The organism is Streptomyces sindenensis (assembly GCF_014649035.1).
Lineage (GTDB): Bacteria > Actinomycetota > Actinomycetes > Streptomycetales > Streptomycetaceae > Streptomyces > Streptomyces sindenensis.
This window is the reverse complement of the sequence record NZ_BMSG01000013.1, coordinates 124415-147725: the sequence shown is the minus strand read 5'-3', so window position 1 is coordinate 147725 and position 23311 is coordinate 124415. Positions and strand designations below refer to the sequence as shown.

21 protein-coding genes are annotated in these 23311 nt (G+C 72.6%); 6 read left to right on the top strand and 15 right to left on the bottom strand.

Translation table 11 applies throughout. The features are described from left to right. The first annotated feature begins 53 nt into the window (after positions 1-53). Entirely contained in the window at positions 54-1586 is a 1533-nt protein-coding gene (locus IE145_RS16860; protein WP_189525847.1) for a hypothetical protein, read from the top strand. Here the strand turns inward: IE145_RS16860 and IE145_RS16855 are convergent. The 3 genes from IE145_RS16855 to IE145_RS16845 are packed head-to-tail and all read right to left on the bottom strand — an operon-like array spanning position 1555 to position 5746. Beyond that, positions 1555-2799: an MATE family efflux transporter gene (locus IE145_RS16855; RefSeq protein WP_189525846.1), complete on the bottom strand. Its 1245-nt coding sequence runs from the start codon at positions 2797-2799 to the stop codon at positions 1555-1557. The two genes, IE145_RS16860 and IE145_RS16855, sit on opposite strands and share 32 nt — an antisense overlap. Next, positions 2796-4487, bottom strand: a complete 1692-nt coding sequence (locus tag IE145_RS16850) for a lipopolysaccharide biosynthesis protein (protein WP_189525845.1) — start codon at positions 4485-4487, stop codon at positions 2796-2798. The genes IE145_RS16855 and IE145_RS16850 overlap by 4 nt, the downstream gene beginning before the upstream one ends. Further along, positions 4484-5746, bottom strand: a complete 1263-nt coding sequence (locus IE145_RS16845; RefSeq protein WP_189525844.1) for a glycosyltransferase — start codon at positions 5744-5746, stop codon at positions 4484-4486. The genes IE145_RS16850 and IE145_RS16845 overlap by 4 nt, the downstream gene beginning before the upstream one ends. 151 nt (positions 5747-5897) lie before the next feature. Between IE145_RS16845 and IE145_RS16840 the strand changes: the two genes are divergently transcribed. Next, a complete protein-coding gene (locus IE145_RS16840) occupies positions 5898-6347 on the top strand; it encodes an FAD synthase family protein (protein ID WP_006128276.1) in 450 nt (149 codons plus the stop codon). Here IE145_RS16840 and IE145_RS16835 read toward each other — a convergent pair. The 9 genes from IE145_RS16835 to IE145_RS16795 form a co-directional block, all read right to left on the bottom strand. Then, positions 6316-7056 carry a CDP-alcohol phosphatidyltransferase family protein gene (locus IE145_RS16835; RefSeq protein WP_189525843.1) on the bottom strand — a complete coding sequence of 247 codons (741 nt, stop codon included), beginning with the start codon at positions 7054-7056 and terminating at the stop codon, positions 6316-6318. The two genes, IE145_RS16840 and IE145_RS16835, sit on opposite strands and share 32 nt — an antisense overlap. An 89-nt stretch (positions 7057-7145) precedes the next feature. Continuing rightward, entirely contained in the window at positions 7146-7499 is a 354-nt protein-coding gene (gene mnhG / locus IE145_RS16830) for a monovalent cation/H(+) antiporter subunit G (protein WP_075263727.1), read from the bottom strand. After that, entirely contained in the window at positions 7496-7888 is a 393-nt protein-coding gene (locus IE145_RS16825) for an MrpF/PhaF family protein (protein WP_075263728.1), read from the bottom strand. Before IE145_RS16825 ends, mnhG begins: the two co-directional genes overlap by 4 nt. Further along, positions 7885-8511: a Na+/H+ antiporter subunit E gene (locus IE145_RS16820; protein WP_075263729.1), complete on the bottom strand. Its 627-nt coding sequence runs from the start codon at positions 8509-8511 to the stop codon at positions 7885-7887. Before IE145_RS16820 ends, IE145_RS16825 begins: the two co-directional genes overlap by 4 nt. Beyond that, a complete protein-coding gene (locus tag IE145_RS16815) occupies positions 8508-10160 on the bottom strand; it encodes a Na+/H+ antiporter subunit D (RefSeq protein WP_189525842.1) in 1653 nt (550 codons plus the stop codon). The genes IE145_RS16820 and IE145_RS16815 overlap by 4 nt, the downstream gene beginning before the upstream one ends. After that, positions 10157-10777 carry a Na(+)/H(+) antiporter subunit C gene (locus IE145_RS16810; RefSeq protein ID WP_032777493.1) on the bottom strand — a complete coding sequence of 207 codons (621 nt, stop codon included), beginning with the start codon at positions 10775-10777 and terminating at the stop codon, positions 10157-10159. The genes IE145_RS16815 and IE145_RS16810 overlap by 4 nt, the downstream gene beginning before the upstream one ends. After that, a complete protein-coding gene (locus tag IE145_RS16805) occupies positions 10774-13677 on the bottom strand; it encodes a Na+/H+ antiporter subunit A (RefSeq protein WP_075263731.1) in 2904 nt (967 codons plus the stop codon). The genes IE145_RS16810 and IE145_RS16805 overlap by 4 nt, the downstream gene beginning before the upstream one ends. 300 nt (positions 13678-13977) lie before the next feature. Continuing rightward, on the bottom strand, positions 13978-14379 hold the full coding sequence (locus tag IE145_RS16800) for a RidA family protein (protein ID WP_069736905.1): 402 nt from the start codon (positions 14377-14379) through the stop codon (positions 13978-13980). Beyond that, on the bottom strand, positions 14376-15542 hold the full coding sequence (locus tag IE145_RS16795; RefSeq protein ID WP_189525841.1) for an acyl-CoA dehydrogenase family protein: 1167 nt from the start codon (positions 15540-15542) through the stop codon (positions 14376-14378). Before IE145_RS16795 ends, IE145_RS16800 begins: the two co-directional genes overlap by 4 nt. A gap of 150 nt (positions 15543-15692) precedes the next feature. Between IE145_RS16795 and IE145_RS16790 the strand changes: the two genes are divergently transcribed. Then, positions 15693-17393, top strand: coding sequence for an AMP-binding protein (locus IE145_RS16790; RefSeq protein ID WP_189525840.1), 1701 nt, complete (start codon positions 15693-15695; stop codon positions 17391-17393). Positions 17394-17402: 9 nt separating this feature from the next. Further along, complete coding sequence (locus tag IE145_RS16785; protein WP_189525839.1) at positions 17403-18221, top strand: PaaX family transcriptional regulator; 819 nt, start codon at positions 17403-17405, stop codon at positions 18219-18221. 76 nt (positions 18222-18297) lie between these two features. Here the strand turns inward: IE145_RS16785 and IE145_RS16780 are convergent, their stop codons facing one another. Next, complete coding sequence (locus tag IE145_RS16780) at positions 18298-18876, bottom strand: DM13 domain-containing protein (RefSeq protein ID WP_189525838.1); 579 nt, start codon at positions 18874-18876, stop codon at positions 18298-18300. A gap of 216 nt (positions 18877-19092) precedes the next feature. On the opposite strand from IE145_RS16780, the gene IE145_RS16775 reads away from it, so the two are divergent. Together IE145_RS16775 and IE145_RS16770 are read left to right on the top strand one after the other, a co-directional pair. Next, positions 19093-19521 (top strand): GNAT family N-acetyltransferase, encoded by a 429-nt coding sequence (locus tag IE145_RS16775; RefSeq protein ID WP_189525837.1) that lies wholly within the window; start codon positions 19093-19095, stop codon positions 19519-19521. Continuing rightward, the gene (locus IE145_RS16770; RefSeq protein WP_189525836.1) at positions 19518-19961 is read left to right on the top strand and encodes a hypothetical protein; all 444 of its coding nucleotides are present in this window, start codon (positions 19518-19520) and stop codon (positions 19959-19961) included. The genes IE145_RS16775 and IE145_RS16770 overlap by 4 nt, the downstream gene beginning before the upstream one ends. On the opposite strand, the gene IE145_RS16765 is transcribed toward IE145_RS16770, so the two are convergent. Then, positions 19948-22257 carry a bifunctional salicylyl-CoA 5-hydroxylase/oxidoreductase gene (locus IE145_RS16765; RefSeq protein WP_189525835.1) on the bottom strand — a complete coding sequence of 770 codons (2310 nt, stop codon included), beginning with the start codon at positions 22255-22257 and terminating at the stop codon, positions 19948-19950. The two genes, IE145_RS16770 and IE145_RS16765, sit on opposite strands and share 14 nt — an antisense overlap. Continuing rightward, positions 22242-23069: an enoyl-CoA hydratase family protein gene (locus tag IE145_RS16760; protein ID WP_006128253.1), complete on the bottom strand. Its 828-nt coding sequence runs from the start codon at positions 23067-23069 to the stop codon at positions 22242-22244. Before IE145_RS16760 ends, IE145_RS16765 begins: the two co-directional genes overlap by 16 nt. Positions 23070-23311 lie beyond the last annotated feature (242 nt).

Below are 23311 nucleotides of genomic sequence, written 5' to 3'. Positions count from 1 at the left end.
AAGTGGGCTGATTCGTTAGAGTGTTCAGCGGTTCACTGATCCCGGGGGGGCGCATGACGTCGGTGCACACGTCGGTGCGGGAGCAGGTCGGGCCCACGGCCGTGGGCCCGCGGGAGCCCGGGGCTCCCGGCGGCCCTCCGGAACGGCCCATCGCCTGGTCGATGCTGTCGCGGGCGCTGTCCGTGCCGCTCATCCTGGGCCTGGTCTGCTTCCTGCCCGCGGTGATCGCCGCCCAGCCCGGCAACGGGGTCCGGGACACGGCGTACTGGCTCCAGCTGGTGCTGACCTGCTACGCGGGCGCCCGGCTCGCGACGATGATCCTCTCCACCCGGCGGCGGCTGCTCCAGGGCGTCTTCTGGATGTTCGTGTACATCGCGATGGGCGTGGCGCCGTTCGCCCAGGTGGTGATCGGACAGACGCCGACGCCGATGGTGGGCCCGCGCCAGGACCTGGTCACGGCCATCGCGATGGTCCTGGTGGGGTGCGCCGCCTACGACCTGGGGGCGCTGCTGGCCTCCCGGCGGCCGCTGCGCCGCCGGACGCCCTCCGCGAAGGGGGTGGGCGGCGGGCCCGCGGTCGCTCATCCGCTGCGGTTGCGGCTGCTGGTGCTGCTGGCCTTCACGGCGAGCGCTTTCTACGTGCTGAAGCTGGGCGGGCCCGCGGTCTTCTTCGCCAGCCGGCAGGAGATCAACGAGACCGTGGCGGCGAGCGGAGTCGTCGCGGAGGGGTCGAATGTGGGCTCGGCGTTCCTCAAGGGCTTCGGACAGGTCCCGGCGCTGCTGGCGCTGCTCTTCTACACCCGCCGTCTGGCGACCTCCTACCGGGCCCGGCGCCGACCGTCGACGGTGCTGGTGTGGGTGGCGCTGGCGGCACTGAACCTCTTGGTCAACAACCCGATCTCCAACGCTCGTTACTGGTTCCTGACGGTGGTGGTGGCATTCGTGTTCGCCGCGTTCCCGAGCAGCGCGGCGGTCTACCGCACGGTGCTGACGGCGGGCGTGGTGGGGGCGCTGGTGGTGTTCCCGTACGCGGACAGGTTCCGGTACGAGGAGGGGAGCCAGCGGTCCGTGCAGTCGGCCTCGGTCTTCGATCCGCTGGTGACCAAGGACTACGACCAGATGGTGATGTTCGCCAACACCATCTCCTGGGTCGACACCCGGGGCCATACGTACGGCCGCCAACTGGCGGGATCCGGGCTGTTCTTCGTGCCGCGCGCGGTGTGGAGCGGGAAGCCGGAGGACACCGGGGTCCGGGTCGGGCAGTGGATGGGGCTGCGGATGACCAATCTCTCGGCCCCGCTGTGGACGGAGTTCTGGGTCGATCTCGGCGTGACCGGCACGGCCGGCGGGATGGCGCTGATCGGCTACGCGTCGGCCCGCACCGACCGCCGCTACGCCCTGGCCGTCACCCGGGCGGGGCCCGGCCCGGGGAGTGTGCTGGCGATCGCCGCGCCGCTGATCGCCGGATACACCTTCATCCTGCTGCGGGGCCCGCTCCTCCAGGCCGCGGGGAAGCTGGCCATCGCCGCGCTGTGTCTGGTCGCGATCGCGACGTTCAGGGAGCGGCGGGCAGGGCGTCGGCGCTGACGTCCTCGTCGCGGGCCGGGGTGCGTCGGCGCAGCCGGGCCACCCTGATCCAGGTGGCGGCGGCCTTGCAGAGCGAGCCCAGGAACAGCCCCCAGGCGGCGCCCGGGACGCCCCCGACGACGTATCCGCCCGCGAGGAACGCCACGGAGGTGAGCGAGAAGACGATCTGGATGGCGAGCGTGGTGCGCGGGTCGAGCATGCGCAGGGCGAGCAGCCCGCAGGTGCCGGCGGCCATCGCCGCGTACTGGCTGCCGGTCGCCGGGAGCAGGTCGGCGGCCACCGGCCAGGTTTCGCCCAGGAGTTGGCGACCGGCGGAGTCGGGCAGCAGGGCGAGCACGGTGGCCCAGAGGGCGGCGGACGCCGCGAGGACGGCGGCGAGCGCGGCGGTGGCCCGGATCCGGCGGCGCTCGTCGCCGATGCGGCCGAGGATCGGCGGGCCGAAGGACGTGGCCGAGGTGAACAGCACGTTGAGCGGCCCGAACAGGGTGGTCGCGCCGCGCAGCGCTCCGACCAGGAGGGGGTTGCCGACCGCACCGAGGCCGAGGACGGACAGCTGGCCGGTCGCGTTGCCGACGCCGAACTCGACGGTGAAGCGCTGCCCGAGGTGGCCGCGCCGCAGCATCGGGCGCAGCCGCAGCGGGGATCCGGCGGTGGCGCGGTGCAGGAGCGCGGCGGAGAGCAGAAGCGCGGGCAGCGCGGACAGGCCCCAGAGGGCGATCAGCCGGGCCGGGGACGCCCCGTGCTCCTGTACGGACAGTGCCCCGAGCACACAGACCAGCCGCAACAGGTCGGAAAGCAGGGCGAGATGGGGCTGCTGGAGGGTGGCGAAGGCGTACCGTACGGCGTCCTGGCCCAGCACCACGGGGAGGACGAGGCCGAGCATCAGCAGGGCGCGGGCCGTGTCGCCGGGGACGAGGACGCAGACGGCCGCGAGCAGCGCGCCGAGCACGGCGGCGGCGAGCACCGTGAAGGTGACGGCCGACCGGCAGGCGCCCCGGGTCTCCTCCCCCGCGCCGCGCTTGAGGACCAGCGGCTGCCCGGTGTACGCCCCCGAGACGCCGAGCAGCACGGTGAAGACCAGGTAGACCGCGGAGAAGCGGGCGAAGTCGGCGAGGGTGGAGAGGCGGGCGGCGGCCACCAGCACCAGGATGTTGGTGAGCGCCGCCACGCCCTGGTCCGCGACCGAGCAGAGGACGGCGGTGCGGGCTCTCACCGGCGGGGGGCCGGAAGCGTCAGGGAGCGCAGGCCGAGGGTCTCGGTGGGGTCTCCGGTGGTCTCGGGGGTGTCCGGCTCCGGGGTGGGAGCGGTGGGTCCGGATCCTCCGGAGCGGCGGCGGGCGGACTTCGGGCGGCGCTCGGCGCGGCGCAGCCGGCGCCGGGACGGGTGGAGCAGGGCGCCGAGGACGGAGCCGCCGGACGCGCTGATGATCTCGCGGATGCGCTCCAGGTCGCTGCGGTGCACCTCGCGCGGATCGCACACGATCATGACGCCGGTGACCCGGTCGACGAGGGCGACGGCGTCGGCGTACGCGAGGACGGGCGGGGCGAGCACGATGACGACGGTGCCCGGGCTGTCGGCCTCGCCGACGATGCGGCCGACGGGCGGGGAGGTCAGGGCGCGCGGGACGTTGTCGACGACGGTGCCGGGGATCAGGGTGAACGCCCCGGAGCCGGGGACGTCCACGCCGGAGCGGCTGCCGGTGGGCCAGCTGCCGTCGCCCTCGTCGGCGGCCCAGCGCGGCGAACGCGTCTCGTGGGCGGCGGAGCCCAGCTGCCTGGCGAGGGTCGGGGTGCGCAGGTCGGCCTCGACGAGGAGGACGTCCCGGCCCATCTCGGCGAAGGCGGCGGCGAGGTTGGCGGCAGCGGCGGCGGCCTCCGCGTTGTCCCCGCGCGGGGCGGTGACCAGCAGTCGGCGGCTCTCGGCGAACGCCGGGTCGTAGGCGAGCCGGAAGGCGACCGCGCGGTACTCCTCGGCGAGCCGCGAGCCGTTGCGGCCGATGGCGAGCAGCCCCGTCCCGGCGGCGCGATCCCGGGGCAGGGTGCCCAGGAGCGGTGCGCCGAGCGAGCGGACCAGCTCGCGGTCGGAGCGTACGGCGGGGTCGAAGACGAGCCGCACCCAGGACAGCAGCAGCCCGAGCGCCAGGCCGACGGCTCCGCCGAGGCCGAGGAGCAGGGGCAGGCCCGCGCCGGTGGGCGAGGTCGGGGCGACCGGCTTCTTGTTGAGGTAGCCGGGGGTGGTGTCCAGGGCCTTCAGCTCGGAGATCTTCCGGCTCAGCTCGGAGATGGAGACGATGATGTTGGCGCGGGCGCTGGTGACGTCGTCGGCCGCTCCCGCACCGATCTGCTCCTCCAGCAGGTCGCGCTTCTCCTCCAGCGGCTTCAGCTGGGCGCGGTAGCCGCCCGCCATGTTCTCGATGCTCTCCTCGGTGCGCGCCCTGCGGTGGGCCAGATAGGCATTGGCCAGGGCTTCGGCGCGGGCCCGGGACTGCTCGGGGGTGGCGCCGGTGTAGGAGAAGCGGAGGATGAGGGTGTTGGGCGGGTTGGTGACCTGGAGTCCGGCGAGCAGCTTGTGGGCGGTGACGTCGTCGCCCTCCTTGAGGAGGGTGCCGGCGGCCAGGGTGCCGACGGTGTCGCTGACGGCGGTCTGGCGCTCGGAGCCGATGTTGATGCCCTTGTCGGCGGTGGCTCCGGCGGCGAAGGGGTCGGCGATGGCGGACCGGACCTGGACCTCGCCGGTGGCGGTGTACGTCTTCTCGCCGCCGAGGGCGAGATAGCCGCCGCCGAGCAGGCCGACGGCGACACCGACGGCCAGCAGGGCTCGGTAGCGCAGGAGCTGGCGGAACTGGTCGCGCAGGAGGGCGGGCTCGTCGTGGTCGTCCGGGACCCGGTTCACAGGTGTCATCGGCGGCCACTGTCCTGTCCGTCCCGCAGGACCTCGGCGAGCAGGTCGTCGAAGCGGGCGAGTCCCGCCTCCCGGCTCAGGTGGGCTGCGACGTACCGGGGGCCCTCGGCCCCGAGGGCGTCGGCGGCGGCCGGGTCGGCGGCGAGCTTCTGCACGGCTTCCAGCAGGGCGGCCGGGTCCTCGGGGGCGACGAGGACCCCGGCGCCGGAGCGGCGGACCTCGTCGGCGGTGCCGCCCTCGTCGGCGACGGAGGCGATCACGGGGCGGCCGGAGGTGAAATAGGAGGTGAGCTTGGAGGGGACGCTCATGTCGAGGACCGAGGCGCGCTGGGTGACCGCGAGGACGTCGGCGGCGGCGAGGACGTCGGTGAACTCCTCGGCCCCCGCGGGCTCCAGGAACTCCACATTGGCGAGCCCCTCGGCACGGGCGCGCAGGGCGTCGCGCTGGTTGCCGTCGCCCATCAGGACGACGCGGACGTCGGGGGCGAGGCGGGCGGCGTCCACCAGGACCTCCAGGCCCTGCTTGAGGCCCATGTTGCCGGAGTGCAGGAGCACGGGGACGCCCTCGGGCCAGCCGAGCCGGGCCCGGGTCGCGGCCCGGTCGGCGGTGGGGCCCTGCACATGGGTCCAGTTGGGGACGAGGCGGATGCGGCCGGGGTCGACGCCGAGGGCCCGGACTCCGGGGACGAAGCTCTCGTGGATGACGCCCACGAGGGCGGCCCCGCGCAGTGCGTACCGCTCGGCGGCGGCGGCGACGGCTGCGGCCCTGCCTCCGCCCCGGATGCCGCTCTGCGCGGCGGCCGCGCCCATCAGGTCCTGGACGACGGGGAGGTAGGGCACGCGGTGGTGCCGGGCGAGGCGCGCCCCGATGACCCCGCCGGCGAGGCTGGGCATCTGGGAGACCACGGCGTCGGGTCGGCCGGGCGGCGGTGCCACGAGCCCGGTGGTGAGGATGCTCGCCTCGAACGCGGCGCGTCTCAGGGCTGTCTGACGGGACGGTATGTAGTGGCGGCGTCGGTGCACCCCGACGCCGCCGCGTATCTCCACCGTCCGCCACACGCCCCGGTAGCCCTCCTCCAGCCGCCAGGAGGGGTAGTGCGGCATGCCGGTGAGTGCCCGGACGCGGGCGCCGGACGCGGCCCAGTGCTCGGCCAGTTGGGTGGCGTACGGGCCTATGCCCGTGAGCTCCGGAGCGTAGTTGGTCGAAACGAGCAGAAGTCGGCGGCCCTGGAACGGGCCGGGCCTTGCAGCATCGGACATCGGACGATCGCCTTCCCCCCACGACAGCCGCTGTTCCCGGCGAGGAACAGCCCCCGTCGAGCTTATCCGTTCACGGCTTGCACAAGTGTTCTTCACAGTAAGGTCGTTGGAACATCACCGGATCACGTTCACCGTGGGGGGAGAGATACGGATGGTGCAGCACAGGGTGGGTTACGCACCCGGGGTGTACGACCTGTTCCACGTCGGGCACCTCAACATCCTGCGACATGCGCGCAGTCAGTGCGACTACCTGGTCGCGGGGGTCGTCTCGGACGAGATGGCGGCGCTCGCCAAGGGCCATACGCCGATGATCCCGCTCCGCGAACGACTGGAGATCGTCCGCAGCGTGCGGTTCGTGGACGCCGCGTTCGTGGAGACCGTGCCGGACAAGGTCGAGACCTGGCAGCAGGTCCGGTTCGACGTGATCTTCAAGGGCGATGACTGGCGGGGCACGGAGAAGGGGCTGAAGCTGGAGCGCGACTTCGCCGAAGTCGGCGTGGAGGTCGTCTACTTCCCGTACACCGTGCATACGTCCAGCACCCAGTTGCGCCGGGCGCTGGACGTTCTCGTCAACCGGCCCGGAGCGCTTTCAGCTCCCTGAACCACTTGGCGAGGAAGGCCGCCAGGAACAGCGTGTGCACGACCGCCAGCGCGGCGTACCCGGCGCGGAAGGCCCCGGGTGCGCCGAGCAGCAGGAACACCAGGCAGAACCCCCCGTAGTCGGCGGGCAGCAGGGCCACGGCCCGTACCCGGGAGACGGGCGCCGCCGACGTCGTCGCCGCCCAGGACGGGCCCCGGGCGCTCGCCGCCGCCTTGCCGAGGTGTTCGCGCAGCAGCCCCGCGCAGAAGGTGAGGACGGCGGCCAGTTGGAAGCCGAGCGGCAGCAACAGCCAAGCGGCTGAGGGAAGTTCACCGAAGCGGTAGAAGGAGATCAGGACCGCGGTGTGGACGAGCAGCAGCTTCCCGCAGTCCACGACATGGTCCAGCCACTCCCCGTCGGGCCCGCCCCGGCCGGTGAGCCGGGCGAGCTGCCCGTCGGCGGAGTCGAAGGCGAAGCCGACCGCGAGGGCCGCGTACACCAGGACGGCGAGCGTCCACGACGGTTCGACGAGCGCGACGGCCGCCACCGCACCGTAGGTGAACAGTGCGCTGATCAACGTCACTTGATTGGGCGTCAGTCCCGCCCGGTAGGCCCCGGCCGCGAGCACGCGACCGGCGGGCCGGTTCACGTACCGCGAGTAGAGCGAGACGCCTTTGGCGCTCTTCTGTGCGCCGCGCAATTCGCGCAGCACGGTGCCCGTGCTTCCCACTACGCCCCCCAGCGTCCGGCAGTGCCCGCATCATGGCACGCGGGCCCGGGGCCCGGGGGTGTTTGGCCGCGACGGGTGGGAGTACGCGCCTACTTCCCGTCGGTGAGTTGCTCGTCGAGTTCGTCGAAGAGCAGCTCACCGTGGTCGATCTGACCGGTGCGGTAGGCGGAGCGGGCCACCAGGTGCGAGGCGACCGGTCCGGTGAGCATCTGGAAGAAGGCGATGAGGCCGAGGGTGGCGAGGTCCATGCCACTGCGCAGCCGGAGCGCGACCCCGGCCAGCACCAGAATCATGCCGAGGGTCTGCGGCTTGGTGGCGGCGTGGCTGCGGGAGAGGACGTCGGGCAGCCGGAGCATGCCGATCACCCCGAGCAGCGAGATCGCGGCGCCGACCAGGACGAGGAGCGCGCCCGCCGTGTCGAGGAGCTGGAGCCAGACGTTCACTTGGGGTCCTCCTTGGTCGCGCCCGAGCCGGAACCCGCGTCGCCCCCGGGGCGGCTGCCGGTCCCGGGAGCCGCAGCGGGAGACGGCACGGTCGCCGTCACGGCCTGGGGCCGGTCGCGCACAGCGATGAAGCGGGCGATGCCCACCGAGCCGGTGAACCCGAGGAAGGCCAGCACCAGCATGATCGGAAAGTAGAACGAGTCCAGCGCCACGGCGGACTTGGCGCCGAGCCCGGCGATGATCAGCGCCGCGATGACGTCCAGCGAGATCGCCCGGTCGAGCATGGAGGGCCCGCGCCAGATCCGGACCAGCAGCAGGAGCCCGGCTGCCAGGACCAGGACGATGGCGGCGGTCAGCAGGACGCGGTCGATCTGTTCGAAGACACTCATGGTGCGGGCCTTCCGGCGGTGAGCTGCGGCGGTGGGGGCGGTTCGGCGACCCGGGCGATCTCGTCGGCGGTTCCGAAGGCCCGTACGGTCAGTTCCTCCAGCCGCCAGACCTGGCGCCGGGCCGCTTCCAGCTCCTCGGGGCGGTCGGCGTCCAGGACGTGCAGGAAGACGGTCGCGGTGGCTCGGCGCATCTCGATGACAGAACCACCAGGGACATTCGAGACAGCGACGGCGACGGCGGCCAGCATCAGGTCACTGCGGCAGCGCAGCGGTACGCCGATGACGGCGGCCCGGTGCGGCACCCCGGCGAAGATCTGCCGGGTGACCTTCACACCCGAGGTGTACATGTCGTAGAGCAGATATCCGGCCAGTCGGAGGATGCCCCAGGGATGGAGCCGGAGGCCGAGGTCGACCGGCGGCAGCGGGAAGGCCAGACAGACGGCGGCCGCGACGATCACGCCCGTGATGATGTTGGCCAGATTGAACGTGGACCAGAGCAGCACCCAGATGAGCGTGAGCCAGGCGATCAGCGGCAGGTCCAGCACGCGGCCGCGACGGCCGATCCGGCAGCTCAGCGGCGGCAGGTCGGCGTCGCGGAACGAGAACCGCAGGAAACGGCTCACCGGCCCAGCACCTCCTCGATGTAGGGCGTCCGCTCCAGCAGTTCCACGGCCGAGCGGTCGGTGAAGGCGGTGAGCGGTCCGGCGAACACCGTGAAGGACAGGGCCAGCGCGACGGTCGCCGCGGTGGCCGCCATCATGGGCCGGGGCAGGCGGTTGGTCGTGGTGACCGCTCGCGCCCGGAGCGTGGCGGTGGCCGCGCCCTCGGACGGGCGGTCGAGCACCGCGATGCCCTCGTCACCGGTGCCCGGAACGCCGTCGGGACCCTCGTCGGTGTCGTCGTCGCTGTCGTCCCCGGCCTCCAGGATCGTGCCCGACTCGGCCTGTCCGGGCGGGGCCGCCCGCCAGAAGGCGAGGTTCCACACCTTGGCGGTGACGTACAGCGTCAAGAGGCTGGTGACGACCGAGCCCGCGACCAGGATCCAGGCCCAGGCGCTGCCGTCGGCGACGCCCGCCCGCATCAGCCCCAGCTTTCCGATGAAGCCGGAGAGCGGGGGGATGCCCGCCAGGTTCATGGCGGGGACGAAGAAGAGGAGGGCCAGTATCGGTGCGGCCTTGGCCAGTCCGCCGAGCCGGGTCAGCTCCGTGGTGCCGCCCCGGCGTTCGATGAGCCCCGCCACCAGGAACAGGGTGGTCTGGACGGTGATGTGGTGGACGACGTAGACGATGGCACCGCCGTACGCCTCCCGGGTGGCGAGGCCGATGCCGAAGATCATGAAGCCGATATGGCTGATCAGGGTGAAGGAGAGCAGTCGCTTCAGGTCGGTCTGGGCCACCGCGCCGAGGATGCCGATCACCATGGAGGCCAGCGCCACGGCCATCAGAAGGTCGCCGATCCGGTTGCCCGAGAAGAGCAGGGTCTCGGTCCGCATCATGCAGTAGACGCCCACCTTGGTGAGCAGCCCCGCGAAGACGGCGGTCACCGGTGCGGGCGCCGTCGGATAGGAGTCGGGCAGCCATGCGGCCAGCGGGAAGACGGCGGCTTTGATCGCGAAGACCGTGAGCAGCATCGCCTGGATCAGGGTCTGCACGCCGAGCGAGAGGTCGGGCAGCCGTTCGGCGAGCTGCGCGAAGTTCACGGTGCCCAGGGCCGCGTAGGTCATCGCGATGGCGATGAGGAAGACCATCGACGAGAACAGCGAGATGATCACGTAGGTCGATCCGGCGCGCATCCGGGGGCCGGTGCCGCCGAGGGTGAGCAGCACGAAGCTGGCCACCAGCATGATCTCGAAGCTGACGAAGAGGTTGACCAGGTCGCCGGCGAGGAAGGTGCAGGAGACCCCGGCCACGAGGATCAGGTAGGCCGGGTGGAAGACCGCCAGCGGGGTCTCCTTGTCCCGGTCGGTCATGCCCTGGCCCAGGGAGTAGATCAGTACGCAGAGCGTGACGGCCGAGGAGACGGTCAGCATCAGTCCGGAGAGCCGGTCGGCGACCAGGGTGATGCCGAGCGGGGGCGCGAAGTCGCCGAGGTGGACGGAGAGCGGGCCCTGCCGGTCGGCGGCGATCATCAGGGTGACCGAGAGCCCCAGGACCGCGGTGAGCACGGCGACGCTGATGAAGCGCTGGAAGCGCTGCAGCCGGGTGCCGAAGGTGAGGCTGAGTCCGGTGGCACACAGCGGCAGGAGCACCGGCAGCGGGACGAGCGCGTTCATCCGGCGGCTCCTCGTTCGTCTCGGGGGTAACGGTCGTCGGCCTTGGCGTCGCCGTCGCGTACGTAGTCCTCGGGGTCGGCGCCGATGATGTCGTTCCAGAGGTCGCCGGAGGCGTCGCGGCCCCGGGCCTGGCGGGCCCGGTCGGCGCGGAGCCGGTCGCGGAGCCTGCGGCGCTCCTCGCGGTAGCGTTCGCGCTCGTCCGCGGTCGGCTCGGATCCGGAGCGGAACTCCTCCCGCAACTGGGCGCGTTCGGAGAGCACTTCGGCCCGTAGCACGATGCGCCGGTCCTCCAGGTCGTCGTGCACCTCGTCGGTGCCGGTGATCTGGTGACTGCGGTAGGCCATGGCGAGCAGGAAGGCGGTGGTGCCGAGGGTGATCACGATCGCGGTCAGAGCGATCGCCTGGGGCAGCGGGTCGGTGACCCGGCGCAGATCGACCCCGTAGAGAAGGGGCGCGGCACCCGCGGTACCGGTCGAGGCGAGGATCAGCAGGTTGACCCCGTTGCTCAGAATGACGGCCCCGAGCAGGATCCGTGTCAGCGGTCGGGTCAGCATGAGAATGCCGCCCACGGCGCAGAGGACCACGGCCGTGAGGAGGAGTGCGGCGCTGACGGTCATCGGGGGTCCCCTTCCGCCTCGGGGCCGCCCGTGGCGCTCAGCGCGCCGGCGGCCCGTTCGATCTGCCGGTCGATCTTGGCTCCGAGAGCCCGGACGATGTCCAGGACGACGCCCAGCACCAGCAGGTAGACGCCGAAGTCGAACAGGATCGGCGTGCTCATGTGGAAGTCGCCGAACACCGGTAGATGTCCGTGGTAGGTGAAGGCGTGCAGAACGGTTCCGTCGATCAGGCCGAGCAGGCCCACCCCGGTCGAGATGAAGAGGCCGAGTCCGGTGAAGAGCCCCGGTTGCAGGGGGGCGGCCTGGGCCAGTTCGAAGCGTCCTCCCGCCAGATAGCGGGTGATGAGGGCGACCCCGGCGACCAGTCCGGCGACGAAGCCGCCGCCGGGCATGTTCTCGGCGCAGAACAGCAGGTAGACGGAGAGGATCAGGATCGGGTGGAAGAGCAGCCGCGCCACCACCTCGAAGACGATCGAGCGGTGTTCGGGGGCGAGGGTGGATCCGGCGGCGAGCCAGCCGCGCTCGGGGGCCACCTCGTCGCCCTGCGGCAGCCGTGCGGTGTGCTCGGCCGCGATCGACCAGGCGGTACGGCCCTTCAGCTCGTCCGCCGTCATCGGTCCCTCGCTGCGGCGGTGCAGGTAGATGAGGCTGGTGACCCCGATCGCCGCGGCGGCGAGCACCGCGGATTCCCCGAGGGTGTCCCAGGCGCGCAGGTCGACGAGGATGGTGGCGACCACGTCCTTGTACCCGTGTTCCTGGACCTCCTCGACCATGGCCGCGCCCGCCGGTTCGGCCGTACGCGCGGCGGCGGCCACCCAGACGGCGACGCCGACGGTACCGGCCGCGACGAGCGCCACCGGAATCCGGATCGCGCGCCGCCAGGGAGAGACGGTCTCCTCGAAGTGGACGGGCATCCGGCGCAGCACGAGGACGAAGACGATCATCGCGACGGTCTCGACGCAGAACTGGGTGAGTGCCAGGTCCGGTGCGCCCTGGACGACGAAGAGCAGCGCGGTGCCGTAGCCGATCAGCCCGCTGAGGACCACGGCCTTCATCCGGCGCCGTACGGTCAGGCAGAGGAAGGCGGCGACGCAGGTGAGCACGGCGATGCCGCCCTGGAGCGCGTTGTCCCACAGCCGGGGGGCCGGAGCGCCCTGCCAGGGCTGGTCGGTGGCGAACACGGCGAGCTGGCCGCCGGCCATCACGAGCAGCGTCGTCGCCAGGTAGACCGAGAGGGAGCCTCGCTGGACGAAGCCGGTGACCTGGAGGGCGAGCCGTTCCTGTCCGAGCAGCAGATGGCCGAAGACGCTGTCGGCGGTGGGCCAGGCGACGCGGCGGGACACGCGGACGACGGTGTCCCGGGCGAGGAAGAGGGCCGCTCCCGCGATCCAGGCGACGGCGGACAGCAGCAGGGCGACGCCGAAGCCGTGCCAGAGCGCGAGGTGGTAGGGGTCGGAGGGAGCCGGATAGCTGTCGGCGTAGGCGCTGAACAGCCGGTCGGTCAGGCCGACGCCGGGGCCGAGCACCAGGCCGAGCACCGCGAGGAGGGCGGGCGGGGCCAGGAAGGCCCAGCCGACCCGGTGGACGGGGGTGTCGGGGACGCCGGGCTTGCGGGCGAAGGCCCCCCAGACGAACCGCAGGGTGTACGCGGTGGTGAGGGCGGAGCCCGCGACGACGGCGGCGAGCGCCCAGCGGTCGGCGGCCGAGCCGTGCAGCAGCGCCTCGAAGGCCGCTTCCTTCGCGGCGAATCCGAGCAGCGGAGGCAGGGCTGCCATGGAGGCGGCGGCGAGGACGGCGACCCCCGCGACGTACGGCAGGGAGCGGCCGACGCCGGAGAGTCTCCGCAGATCCCGGGTACCGGTGGAGTGGTCGACGATGCCGGTGACGAGGAAGAGCGGGGCCTTGAACAGGGCGTGGCCGAGGATCATCGCGACGGCGGCCAGAGCCGCGTCCCGGTTGCCGGTCCCGGCGAGCAAGGTGAGGAAGCCGAGCTGGCTGACGGTCCCGTAGGCGAGGACCAGCTTCAGGTCGTTGAGGCGCAGGGCGCGCCAGCCGCCCAGCAGCATGGTCGCGCCTCCGAGCACGATGACCACCGGTTTCCACACCGGGACGTCGGCGAAGGCCGGGGAGAGCCGGGCCACCAGGTAGACCCCGGCCTTGACCATCGCGGCGGCATGCAGATAGGCGCTGACCGGGGTGGGGGCGGCCATGGCGTTCGGAAGCCACATGGAGAACGGCCAGATCGCGGACTTCGACAGCGCGCCCGCGAGGATCAGCACCAGCGCGACGGAGATGGCGAGGCCGGTCTCCGGAGGGTCGGCGACGATCTCGGAGATGCGGTAGGTGCCCGCGGCATGACCGACGATCAGGAAGCCCACCAGCATGGCGAGGCCGCCGAGCGTGGTGACGGTGAGCGCCTGGAGCGCGGAGCGTCTGCTGTGCCGGTGTTCGCTGCTGTGCCCGATCAGCAGGAAGGAGAAGACCGTGGTCAGCTCCCAGAACACGTAGAGCGTGATCAGGTCGTCGGCGAGCACCAGGGCGAGCATCGCGCCCGCGAAGGCGAGGAGGTTCCCGGCGAACCGGGCCAGTTGCGGGGTGTCGTCCCTGAAGTACGAGGCGCAGTAGACGAGGACGAGAGCGCCGACCCCGGCGGCCATCAGGACCATCAGCTCGGAGAGTGCGTCCAGCCGCAGATCGAGGCCGACGTCGTAGTCCGGAATCCACTTCCAGCTCCAGGTGACCGCGTCACCGGCGGCGGCGGTGCTCCACTGGGTGAACGCCCAGACGGTGGCCGCCGCCGGGGGCAGCGCCAGCACGAGGAAGGCGCGCCGACCGAGCCGGTGCACCAGGGGGCCCGCGAAGGCGGCCAGGAGGAAGTGGCCGATGATGAGCCCGATCACAGCGCGGTGTCCGGGTCGGGCGGCGAACAGACCGGAGTAAAGGGCACCGAATACAGATATACGCCCCCGCTGGATTCCCCGGACCGGCACGCCGCGTGCCTACCGGCAGGCTGAGACCGGACGCCGTCCCGAGAGAGCGTCAGCTGGGGACGGAGGGATGGCTGCGCCAGGAGTTGGAGGCGTTCCGCGTTGTACCGCACAGGAAGAGCCTAGCGCGAGCATTTTGACAACTTCTTTACGGGGGTCTTTCCGTCCTTTGAACGAGTGCGGCGGGTCTCCCCGCCCCGCTCTGAACGCGAATCATGGCAGAACCGCGACCCCGTCGATCTCGACCATCGCCTGCTCGTCCCAGAGCCGGGCGACCCCGATGACGGCCATCGCCGGGTAGTCGCGCCCTGCGAGCCTGCGCCAGATCCGGCCCAGTTCGGCGGAGTGGGAGCGGTAGTCGTCGACGTCGGTGGCGTAGACGGTGACCCGGGCGAGGTCGGCGGGGGCGCCGCCGGCCGCGTGGAGGGCGGTGAGCAGATTGCCGAGCGCGAGCGCGAACTGCTCGGGCAGGGTGGCCCCGACGACCTTGCCCGCCGGGTCGAGGGCGGTCTGTCCGGCGAGGAAGACGAGGTGCCCGCCGGTGGCGACGACCGCGTGGCTGAAGCCGGTGGGCGGGGAGAGTTCGGCCGGGTTGATCCGGTGGGACGGGCTCATGCGGGCGGCTCCTGGGTGAGGCCCACGGGATCCACGTGCTCGTGGGCGGCGGCGTTCGCGTACAGCTCCTTGGCGATGATGGTGCGCTGAACCTCGCTCGCCCCCTCGTAGATGCGCGGCGCGCGGACCTCGCGGTAGAGGTGTTCGAGCAGATGGCCCCGGCGCAGGGCGCGGGCGCCGTGGAGCTGGACGGCGGTGTCGACGACGTACTGCGCGGTCTCGGTTGCGAACAGCTTGGCCATCGCCGCGCGGCGCGGCACCCCGCTCTCCCCCGCGTCGTACGCCGCTGCCGCGGCGTGGACCAGCAGGCGGGCGGCCTCGGTGCGGGTGGCCATCTCGGCGACCTGGTGGGAGACGGCCTGGAGGTCGCTCAGCGGACCGCCGAACGCGGTGCGGTGGGCGGTGTGGTCCAGGGTCGCGTCGAGGGCGGCGCGGGCCATCCCGACGGCGAAGGCCCCGACGCTGGGGCGGAAGAGGTTGAGGGTGTTCATGGCGACCCGGAAGCCCCGGTCGGGTTCGCCCAGGACGTCGTCGGCGGTGACCGGTACGCCGTCGAACTCCAGGGTGCCGATGGGGTGCGGGGAGAGCATGTCGAGGGCGGAGCCGGTGAGTCCGGGGCGGTCGGACGGGACGAGGAAGGCGGTGATGCCCCGGGATCCCGCGCCGGGGGTGGTGCGGGCGAAGACCACGGCGAAGTCGGCCTCCGGGGCGTTGGAGATCCAGCACTTCTCGCCGGTGAGCCGCCAGCCGTCGGCGGTGTGCTCGGCGGCCAGGCTCAGGGCCGCCGCGTCGGAGCCCGCCCCCGGCTCGCTCAGCGCGAACGCGGCGACGGCCCGCCCGGCCCGGACCTCGGGGAGCCAGCGTTCGCGGTGGCCGGGGGTGCCCGCCTGGACGATCGGGGTGGTGCCGAGGCCCTGGAGGGCGAGCGCGGTCTCGGCCTCGGTGCAGCCCCGGGCCAGCGACTCCCGCAGCAGGCACAGGTCCAGCGCGCCGGAGCCGAGCATCCGGCCGAGGAGGCCCAGCTCGCCGAGCGCGGCCAGCAGGGGACGGTTGACCAGCCCGGGCTTCCCCTTCTCCGCCAGCGGGCGCAGCTTCCGCACGGCGAGCGTACGGAGCTCCTCGCACCAAGCGGTTTGTTCCGGTTCGAGGGAGAATGCCGTCATGGCGGCGCCTCTCTTGTCGCGTCGTATCGCGTGCCCCGACGCGCCGGGTGGCATCTCGTCGCGTCGTATGGCACGCCCTGGCTTATCGCGGACCGTTGACTACCGTCACTCAAACGATACGCTCCAGAGGCGACAAGGGGGCGATCCTTCATGGAGCCGAATTCCTCGCCGAACACGCCCACCGCCGCCGCCGACGCGTCCGTACGCGTCCCCGGGGCGCCTCACGAGCCGACCGGGCGCGCCGCCGGCGCCCACACCGACACCTTCGCGCGCGACCATCTCCCACCGCCCGAGCAGTGGCCCGAGCTTCTCCTGGACGATCCGGCGCCGCGCTACCCCGACCGGCTGAACTGCGGACACGAGCTGCTGGACCGCACCGTCGAGGAGTACGGCGCCGACCGTCCCGCCCTGCGCTCCGGCGACGGGGGCGTCTGGAGCTACGGCGAGCTGCGGGAGACCGTGGACCGCATCGCACAGGTGCTGGCGGAGGACCTGGGCGTGGTCCCGGGCAACCGGGTGCTGCTGCGCGGGCCGACCACGCCCTGGCTGGCCGCCTGCTGGCTCGCCGTCATGAAGGCGGGCGCGGTCGCCGTGACCGTACTGGCACAGGCGCGCGCCGCTGAGCTGGCCACCATCTGCTCGCTGGCGCGTATCGGCCACGCGCTGTGCGACGCCCGGTCCCTGGAGGATCTGGTGGCGGCGGACGTGGACGGGCTGCGGATCACCCCGTTCGGCGGGGAGGGGCCCGACGATCTCACCCGGCTGGCGGAGGGCAGGAGCGGTCCGTACCGGGCGGTGGACACGGCCGCCGACGAGGTCGCGCTCATCGCGTTCACCTCGGGGACCACCGGGCGCCCCAAGGGCTGTATGCATCTGCACCGGGATCTCCTGGCCATCGCCGACACCTTCTCCCAGCACGTGCTGCGCCCCTCGGCCGACGACGTGTTCGCGGGCAGCCCGCCGCTGGGCTTCACGTTCGGCCTGGGCGGGCTGCTGGTCTTCCCGCTGCGGGCCGGGGCCTCGACGCTGCTCCTGGAGCAGGCGGGTCCGCAGCATCTGCTGCCCGCGCTGGCCCGGCACCGGGTCTCGGTGCTGTTCACCGCGCCGACGGCCTACCGCACGATGCTCGGTCAGCTGAACGGCCACGACCTGTCGGCGCTGCGGCGCTGTGTGTCGGCCGGGGAGAACCTGCCGGAGGCGACCTGGCGGGCCTGGTACGAGGCGACGGGGCTGCGGATCATCAACGGCATCGGGGCCACGGAGCTGCTGCACATCTTCATCTCGGCCGCCGACGACGCGATCCGGCCGGGGATGACGGGGGTGCCCGTGCCGGGCTGGCAGGCCCGGGTGGTGGACGAGCGCGGCGAGGAGCTGCCCGCCGGCGAACCGGGGCTGCTCGCGGTGCGCGGCCCGGTCGGCTGCCGCTATCTCGCCGACCCGCGGCAGACGGAGTACGTCCGGCACGGCTGGAATCTGACCGGAGACACCTTCGTCCGCGAACCGGACGGCTACTTCCGTTACGTGGCCCGCGCCGACGACATGATCATCTCCTCCGGGTACAACATCGCGGGCCCCGAGGTGGAGGACGCCCTGCTGCGCCATCCGGAGGTCGCGGAGGCGGCCGTGGTGGGCCGGGCGGACGAGCTGCGCGGCGAGATCGTGGTGGCGCACGTGGTCCTGACCGAGGGCTCGGAGCAGACGGCGGACTCGCTGCGCGCCCACATGAAGGCCGGCCTGGCGCCGCACAAGTGCCCGCGCGTCTTCGTGTTCGAGGAGTCCCTGCCCCGCACCGCGACCGGCAAGCTCCAGCGGTTCCTGCTCCGGGAAGACCTCCGGGAGGACAGAGCCTAAAGTGATCACGTGGCCGAGTTGCGCACCCCCCGCTCCCTGATCATCACGCTCTACGGCGCCTATGGCCGTCCGGCGGACGGTGCGCCGTTCGCGGTGTCGGAGCTGATCCGTCTGCTGCACGCCGTGGGCGTCGACGCCCCCTCCGTGCGCTCGTGCGTCTCGCGGCTGAAACGGCGCGGGCTGCTGGTGGCCGTCCGGGCGGCGGACGGCTCGGCGGGGTACGCGCTCTCCCCGGAGGCGCGGCAGCTGCTGGACGACGGGGACCGGCGGATCTACCGGCACCCCGCGCCGAGCCTCGCCGAGGGCTGGGTGCTCGCGGTGTTCTCGGTGCCGGAGGCGGAGCGCAGCAAGCGCCATGTGCTGCGCTCCCGGCTGGCCCGGCTGGGTTTCGGCACGGCCGCGCCCGGTGTGTGGATCGCCCCGGCCGGACTGTACGAGGAGACGCGGCACACCCTGGAACGGCTCGAACTCGCCCCGTACGTCGACCTGTTCCGGGGTGAGCACCTCGGTTTCGCCGCCACCCGCGAGGCGGTCGCCCGCTGGTGGGACCTGGACACGGTGGCGCGCCTGCACCAGGACTTCCTGGAGCTGCACGAGCCGGTGCTGCGCGACTGGGAGGCGTCCGAGGCCGACGGCGTACCCCGACCGCAGACCGCCTACCGGGACTATCTGCTGGCGCTGGACTCCTGGCGGCGGCTCCCGTACGCGGACCCGGGTCTACCGGCGGAGCTGCTGCCGGCGGACTGGCCGGGCGGCCGGTCGGCGGAGGTGTTCGGCCGGCTGCACGAGCGGCTGCGGGACGCCGGGGAACTTTTCGTACGGGAGTGAGGACGCCAGGGGGGTGCGCGGAAGGACCGAGCGCGGCGGCCGTCGGACGGCCGGCCGGGCGGGACCGAAGGAGCCGTCAGACGCGGGCCAGTTCGGCGGCGCCGAAGGAGACGTCGAACCGGTCGCACCAGATGCTGACGCTCGTGAAGGCCGCCGGGTCGAGGTCGGCGGGCAGCCGGTAGTTGTGGGATCCCTTGTTGCCCTTCAGCTTGCCGAGGCTCTCATGGCGGCCGTCGTCGAAGACGGACCAGCCTGCCCGTCCCTCCTTCACCGGCGCGTCGGTCAGCCAGACCCTGAGATCCGGGCCGTTGCTGGTGTCGAGGTCCTCCAGTCGCACGATGTGCGAGCCGTCGGCGAGCCGCAGCAGCTTCACCGTGCCGGACGTGGCGTGCTCGTGGCTGATGAGGTCGCCGGAGGCGACGGTCACCGGCGTCGCCGGGTCGGGGCCGGGAGCCTGTCGCGGCGGCGCGGTCCGGCCCGCGGAGGTGTCGGCGGACTCCGCGGCCGTCGCCTCGGGCAGGGCCTCCCGCACGGTCTCGTCCTGCCACAGCTTCCACGGCTGGAACCAGTAGAGCCCCACGCCCGCCAGCACCGCGGCCACCACCAGGGCCCCTGCGACCACCGGTCGCGTCAGCGCTCCGCGCACCCGTCCCATTTTCGGCTCCTCCGCTACGTCGGCCGACCGCTTGCACCGGCTCCGGACCACCATTCAATCCGACCGGCCCACCCGCGGCGATCACTCCCACGTGACGAAAGTCTTACGGCACGACCGCCGCGGGACGCCGGAGAACTGGCCCCCGGTGCGCGGGACCGCCCTCGTACGCGGGGAAATCCAGGTGCTCCCGGTCTCCCGGGCTTGGCACGATGAGGCATGACCTGGACCTTCACGCGAGACGTCGACGTGTTCCTCGCCTCGGCCGGCCCGTCGCTCGCCGAGCGGCCCGTGGAGCACACGGTGGTGCTCGGCGTCACCGAGCGGCTGAGGCGTTCGGGCGCGCGTCACTACGGCGACGACGATCCGGTCCTCGGCTGGTGGCGCGGGGCGGACGGGGCGCTGGCGGGGCGCACCCGGATGCTGGCGGGGACGGTGCGGGTGACCTCGGTGTACACCCCGCCGGAGTTCCGCGGCCGGGGATACGGGGCCGCCGTGACGGCCGAGTCCTCGCGGGCCGCCCTGGCAAAGGCCGCGGCGGAGGTCCTGCTCTTCACGGACCTCGCCAACCCGACGAGTAACGGCGTGTATCGGCGCATCGGTTACGAGCCGGTGGCGGACCGGGTGCAGCTGAGGAGAGGCACGTGACGGCGGAGTCCGTGGCGCCTGAGCCGATGTGGCTGGTGGCGGCGAACGTGGTGCGGTGGCGGCGGTACGGGCCCGGCGGGCAGGAGTTGCGGCCGGGGACGAAGTCCTACCGGGGCGGGGCGAAGGTGTACGTCATGGGCACTTACGGAGGCATGGCCCACGCCGAGGTGTCCACCATCGGGCGGGGGCGCGGCTCCGCCCGATGGATCAGCATCGACCTGGGCTCCCGCCATCTCCACACCTTCCGGCCGGAGTTGGTGTACTCGCCGGCCGTGCTGCGGCGGGCCGAGGCCGGCTCGGTGGCGTCGCCGACCCGGGAAGAGGCCGAGAAGCTGGCCGTCCTGCTGAAGCGGCTCGCCGCCGACTACCGCGACAGCCACTACCGCGCTCCGCACTCCACGGCGTGCTTCTGCCACACGTGTCTGGTCACCCCAGGGTGAGCCGGGGCTTCGGTCCGTCGGTGCGGCCGGTGGGCGGGGTGCGGCTGCCCGCGCGGTACGGGAGGGGCCAGGGCGCGCCCGGCCCCGTGTAGCCCTGCTCGGCCGCCGCGTGGAGGGTCCAGTGCGGGTCGTACAGGTGGGGGCGGGCCAGGGCGCAGAGATCGGCGCGGCCCGCCAGGAGCAGGGAGTTGACGTCGTCCCAGGAGGAGATCGCGCCGACCGCGATGACAGGGACGTCCACGGCGTTGCGGATCCGGTCGGCGTACGGGGTCTGGTAGGAGCGGCCGAACTCGGGGCGTTCCTCGGGCACGACCTGGCCGGTCGAGACGTCGATGGCGTCGGCCCCGTGCTCGGCGAAGGCGCGGGCGATCGTGACGGCGTCCTCGGCGTCGGTGCCGCCCTCGGCCCAGTCGGTGGCGGAGATCCTGACGGTCATCGGCCGTTCCGGCGGCCAGACTTCGCGCACGGCGTCGAAGACGTCGAGGGGGAAGCGGAGGCGGCCTTCCAGGGAGCCGCCGTAGGCGTCGGTGCGGTGGTTGGTGAGCGGGGAGAGGAATCCGGAGAGCAGGTATCCGTGGGCGCAGTGCAGTTCGAGGAGGTCGAAGCCGGAGTCGGCGGCGCGCCGGGCGGACTCGACGAACTGCTCGCGTACGGCGTCCAGTCCGGTCCGGTCCAGCTCGGCCGGGACCTGGCTGACGCCGGGGGTGTACGGGAGCGGGGAGGCGGCTGTCAGGGGCCAGTTGCCTCTGTCCAGGGGCTGGTCGATGCCCTCCCACATGAGCTTGGTGGAGCCCTTGCGGCCGGAGTGGCCTAGCTGGACGCCGATGGCGGCGCCGGGGGCGGAGGTGTGCACGAAGTCGGTGACCCGCCGCCAGGCCAGGGCCTGTTCGTCGTTCCACAGGCCCGTGCAGCCGGGGGTGATACGGCCCTCGGGGCTGACGCAGACCATCTCGGTCATGGTGAGTCCGGCGCCGCCGAGCGCGCGGGCCCCGAGGTGGACGAGGTGGAAGTCGCCGGGGAGCCCGTCGGTGGCGGAGTACATGTCCATGGGTGAGACGACGACCCGGTTGCGCAGTTCCAGGCCGCGCAGCCGGAAGGGGGTGAACATCGGCGGGGTGCCGGGCGGGCAGCCGAACTCCTCCTCGACGGCGGCGGTGAACGAGGCGTCGCGCAGCCGGAGGTTGTCGTGGGTGACCCGGCGGCTGCGGGTGAGGAGGTTGAACGCGAAGCGCCGGGGCGGCTGGTCGACGTACTGGGCCAGCTCCTCGAACCAGCGCAGACTGGCGGCGGCCGCGCGCTGGGTCGAGGCGACGACCGGGCGCCGCTCGGCCTCGTACGCCGTCAACGCGGACGGCAGGTCGGGCTGTTCCTCGATACAGGCGGCGAGCGCGAGGGCGTCCTCGACGGCGAGCTTGGTGCCGGAGCCGATGGAGAAGTGGGCGGTGTGGGCCGCGTCGCCGATGAGGACCGTGTTTCCGTGGGACCAGCGGGAGTTGGTGACCGTACGGAAGGCGAGCCAGGAGGACCGGTTGGAACGCAGGGGGCGGCCGTCGAGGGCTTCGGTGAAGAACTTGGCGCAGCGGGTGGTGGATTCGGCCGGGTCGCAGGTGTCGAGTCCGGCGGCGCGCCACACCTCCTCGCGCATCTCGACGATGACGGTGGAGGCGTCGGCGGCGTACGGGTAGCCGTGCAGTTGCATGACGCCGTAGGGGGTTTCGGCGATCTCGAAGCGGAAGGCGTCGAGCGCGAAGTCGGCGGCGAGCCAGATGTAGCGGTTGCGGTGTTCGGTGATGTCCGGCCCGAAGGCGTCGGCATGCGCGGCACGGGTGGCGCTGTGCACCCCGTCGGCGGCGATGACCAGGTCGTGGTGGGCGGCGAGCTCGGCGGCGGGCGGGGCCGGGGTGCGGAAGCGGAGGCCGACGCCGAGGCCGGCGCAGCGCTCGTGCAGGATCTCCAGGAGCCGGCGGCGGCCGAGGGCGGCGAAGCCGTGTCCGCCGGAGGTGTGGGTGCGGCCGCGGTGGACGATGTCGATGGTGTCCCAGCGGACGAACTCACGGCCGAGGGCACGGTGGACCTCGGGGTCGGCGTGTTCGATGCCGCCGAGGGTCTCGTCGGAGAGGACGACGCCGAAGCCGAAGGTGTCGTCGGGGGCGTTGCGCTCGAAGACGGTGACCTCGCGGTCCGGGTCGAGCCGTTTGAGCAGGGAGGCGGCGTAGAGCCCGCCGGGGCCGCCGCCGATGACCGCGATGCGCCGTACGGGTGCGGTGCCGCGCGCCACGGCTACCGCCCCTGCCACTTCGGGGGCCGCTTCTCGGTGAAGGCGGCGTGGAACTCGGCGTAGTCCTCGCCGTGCATCAGGAGGGCCTGGGTGTTGGCGTCCAGCTCGACGGAGGCTGCGAGCGGCATGTCCAGCTCGGCGGTGAGCAGGGCCTTGGTCTGGGCGAGCGCGAGGGCGGGTCCGTCCGCGAGGCGGCGGGCCAGCTCGGCGGCGCGTTCGTCGGCCTTCCCCTCCTCGGCCAGCTCGCTGATCAGGCCGATGCGCTCCGCCTCGGGGGCGCGGACGGCGTCGCCGAGCATCAGGAGCCGGGTGGCGTGGCCGAGGCCGACGACCCGGGGCAGCAGGTAGGCCGCGCCCATGTCGCCGCCGGAGAGGCCGACCCGGGTGAAGAGGAAGGCGAAGCGGGCCGAGGGGTCGGCGACCCGGAAGTCGGCGGCGAGGGCCAGGACCGCTCCGGCGCCCGCCGCGACCCCGTGGACGGCGGCGACGACGGGGAAGGGGCACTCCCGCAGGGCCCGGACGACCTGTCCGGTCATCCGGTTGAAGTCGAGGAGCTGCGCGGTGTCCATGGCCAGGGTGGCGCCGATGATCTCGTCCACGTCGCCGCCGGAGCAGAAGCCGCGCCCCTCCCCGGCGAGGACCAGGGCGCGGACGGAGCGTTCCCGGGAGAGCTCGGCGAGGAGGTCGCGCAGATCGGCGTAGGCGCCGAAGGTGAGCGCGTTGAGTTTCTCGGGGCGGGAGAATGTGACGGTTGCCACACCGTCGTCCCGGGTCAGCCGGAGATGACGCCATTCCTCGGTGCTCGGGGCCGAGCTGGGAAACGGGCTCATGGAGGGGTCCCCTTCAGCGATCGGGCTGGTGCCGGCCGTGCGCGGGTCGCGTTCCGCCTCCGAAGTTATCACTCATGCGTGACTGCCGTCACGAGGTCGCAATACCGCATCCATGAGACTGTTGTGGCGAAAGTCCCCTTTGCTCCGGCCGACCGCCCCTATGGCTGAGCCGGAGCGGTTCGTAAGGTTGAAACCAAGAAGTCTCGTCACGAGCACGACGTGAACCCGAGAAGACGCGTACG

Coding starts and splice junctions, on each gene's coding strand:
- IE145_RS16790 (WP_189525840.1), top strand. CDS start 15,693: ATGGAGCCGAATTCCTCGCCGAACACGCCCACCGCCGCCGCCGACGCG.
- IE145_RS16825 (WP_075263728.1), bottom strand. CDS start 7,888: ATGAGTGTCTTCGAACAGATCGACCGCGTCCTGCTGACCGCCGCCATC.
- IE145_RS16860 (WP_189525847.1), top strand. CDS start 54: ATGACGTCGGTGCACACGTCGGTGCGGGAGCAGGTCGGGCCCACGGCC.
- IE145_RS16775 (WP_189525837.1), top strand. CDS start 19,093: ATGACCTGGACCTTCACGCGAGACGTCGACGTGTTCCTCGCCTCGGCC.
- IE145_RS16795 (WP_189525841.1), bottom strand. CDS start 15,542: ATGACGGCATTCTCCCTCGAACCGGAACAAACCGCTTGGTGCGAGGAG.
- IE145_RS16800 (WP_069736905.1), bottom strand. CDS start 14,379: ATGAGCCCGTCCCACCGGATCAACCCGGCCGAACTCTCCCCGCCCACC.
- IE145_RS16840 (WP_006128276.1), top strand. CDS start 5,898: ATGGTGCAGCACAGGGTGGGTTACGCACCCGGGGTGTACGACCTGTTC.
- IE145_RS16815 (WP_189525842.1), bottom strand. CDS start 10,160: ATGAACGCGCTCGTCCCGCTGCCGGTGCTCCTGCCGCTGTGTGCCACC.
- IE145_RS16780 (WP_189525838.1), bottom strand. CDS start 18,876: ATGGGACGGGTGCGCGGAGCGCTGACGCGACCGGTGGTCGCAGGGGCC.
- IE145_RS16760 (WP_006128253.1), bottom strand. CDS start 23,069: ATGAGCCCGTTTCCCAGCTCGGCCCCGAGCACCGAGGAATGGCGTCAT.
- IE145_RS16845 (WP_189525844.1), bottom strand. CDS start 5,746: ATGTCCGATGCTGCAAGGCCCGGCCCGTTCCAGGGCCGCCGACTTCTG.
- IE145_RS16850 (WP_189525845.1), bottom strand. CDS start 4,487: ATGACACCTGTGAACCGGGTCCCGGACGACCACGACGAGCCCGCCCTC.
- IE145_RS16810 (WP_032777493.1), bottom strand. CDS start 10,777: ATGACCGTCAGCGCCGCACTCCTCCTCACGGCCGTGGTCCTCTGCGCC.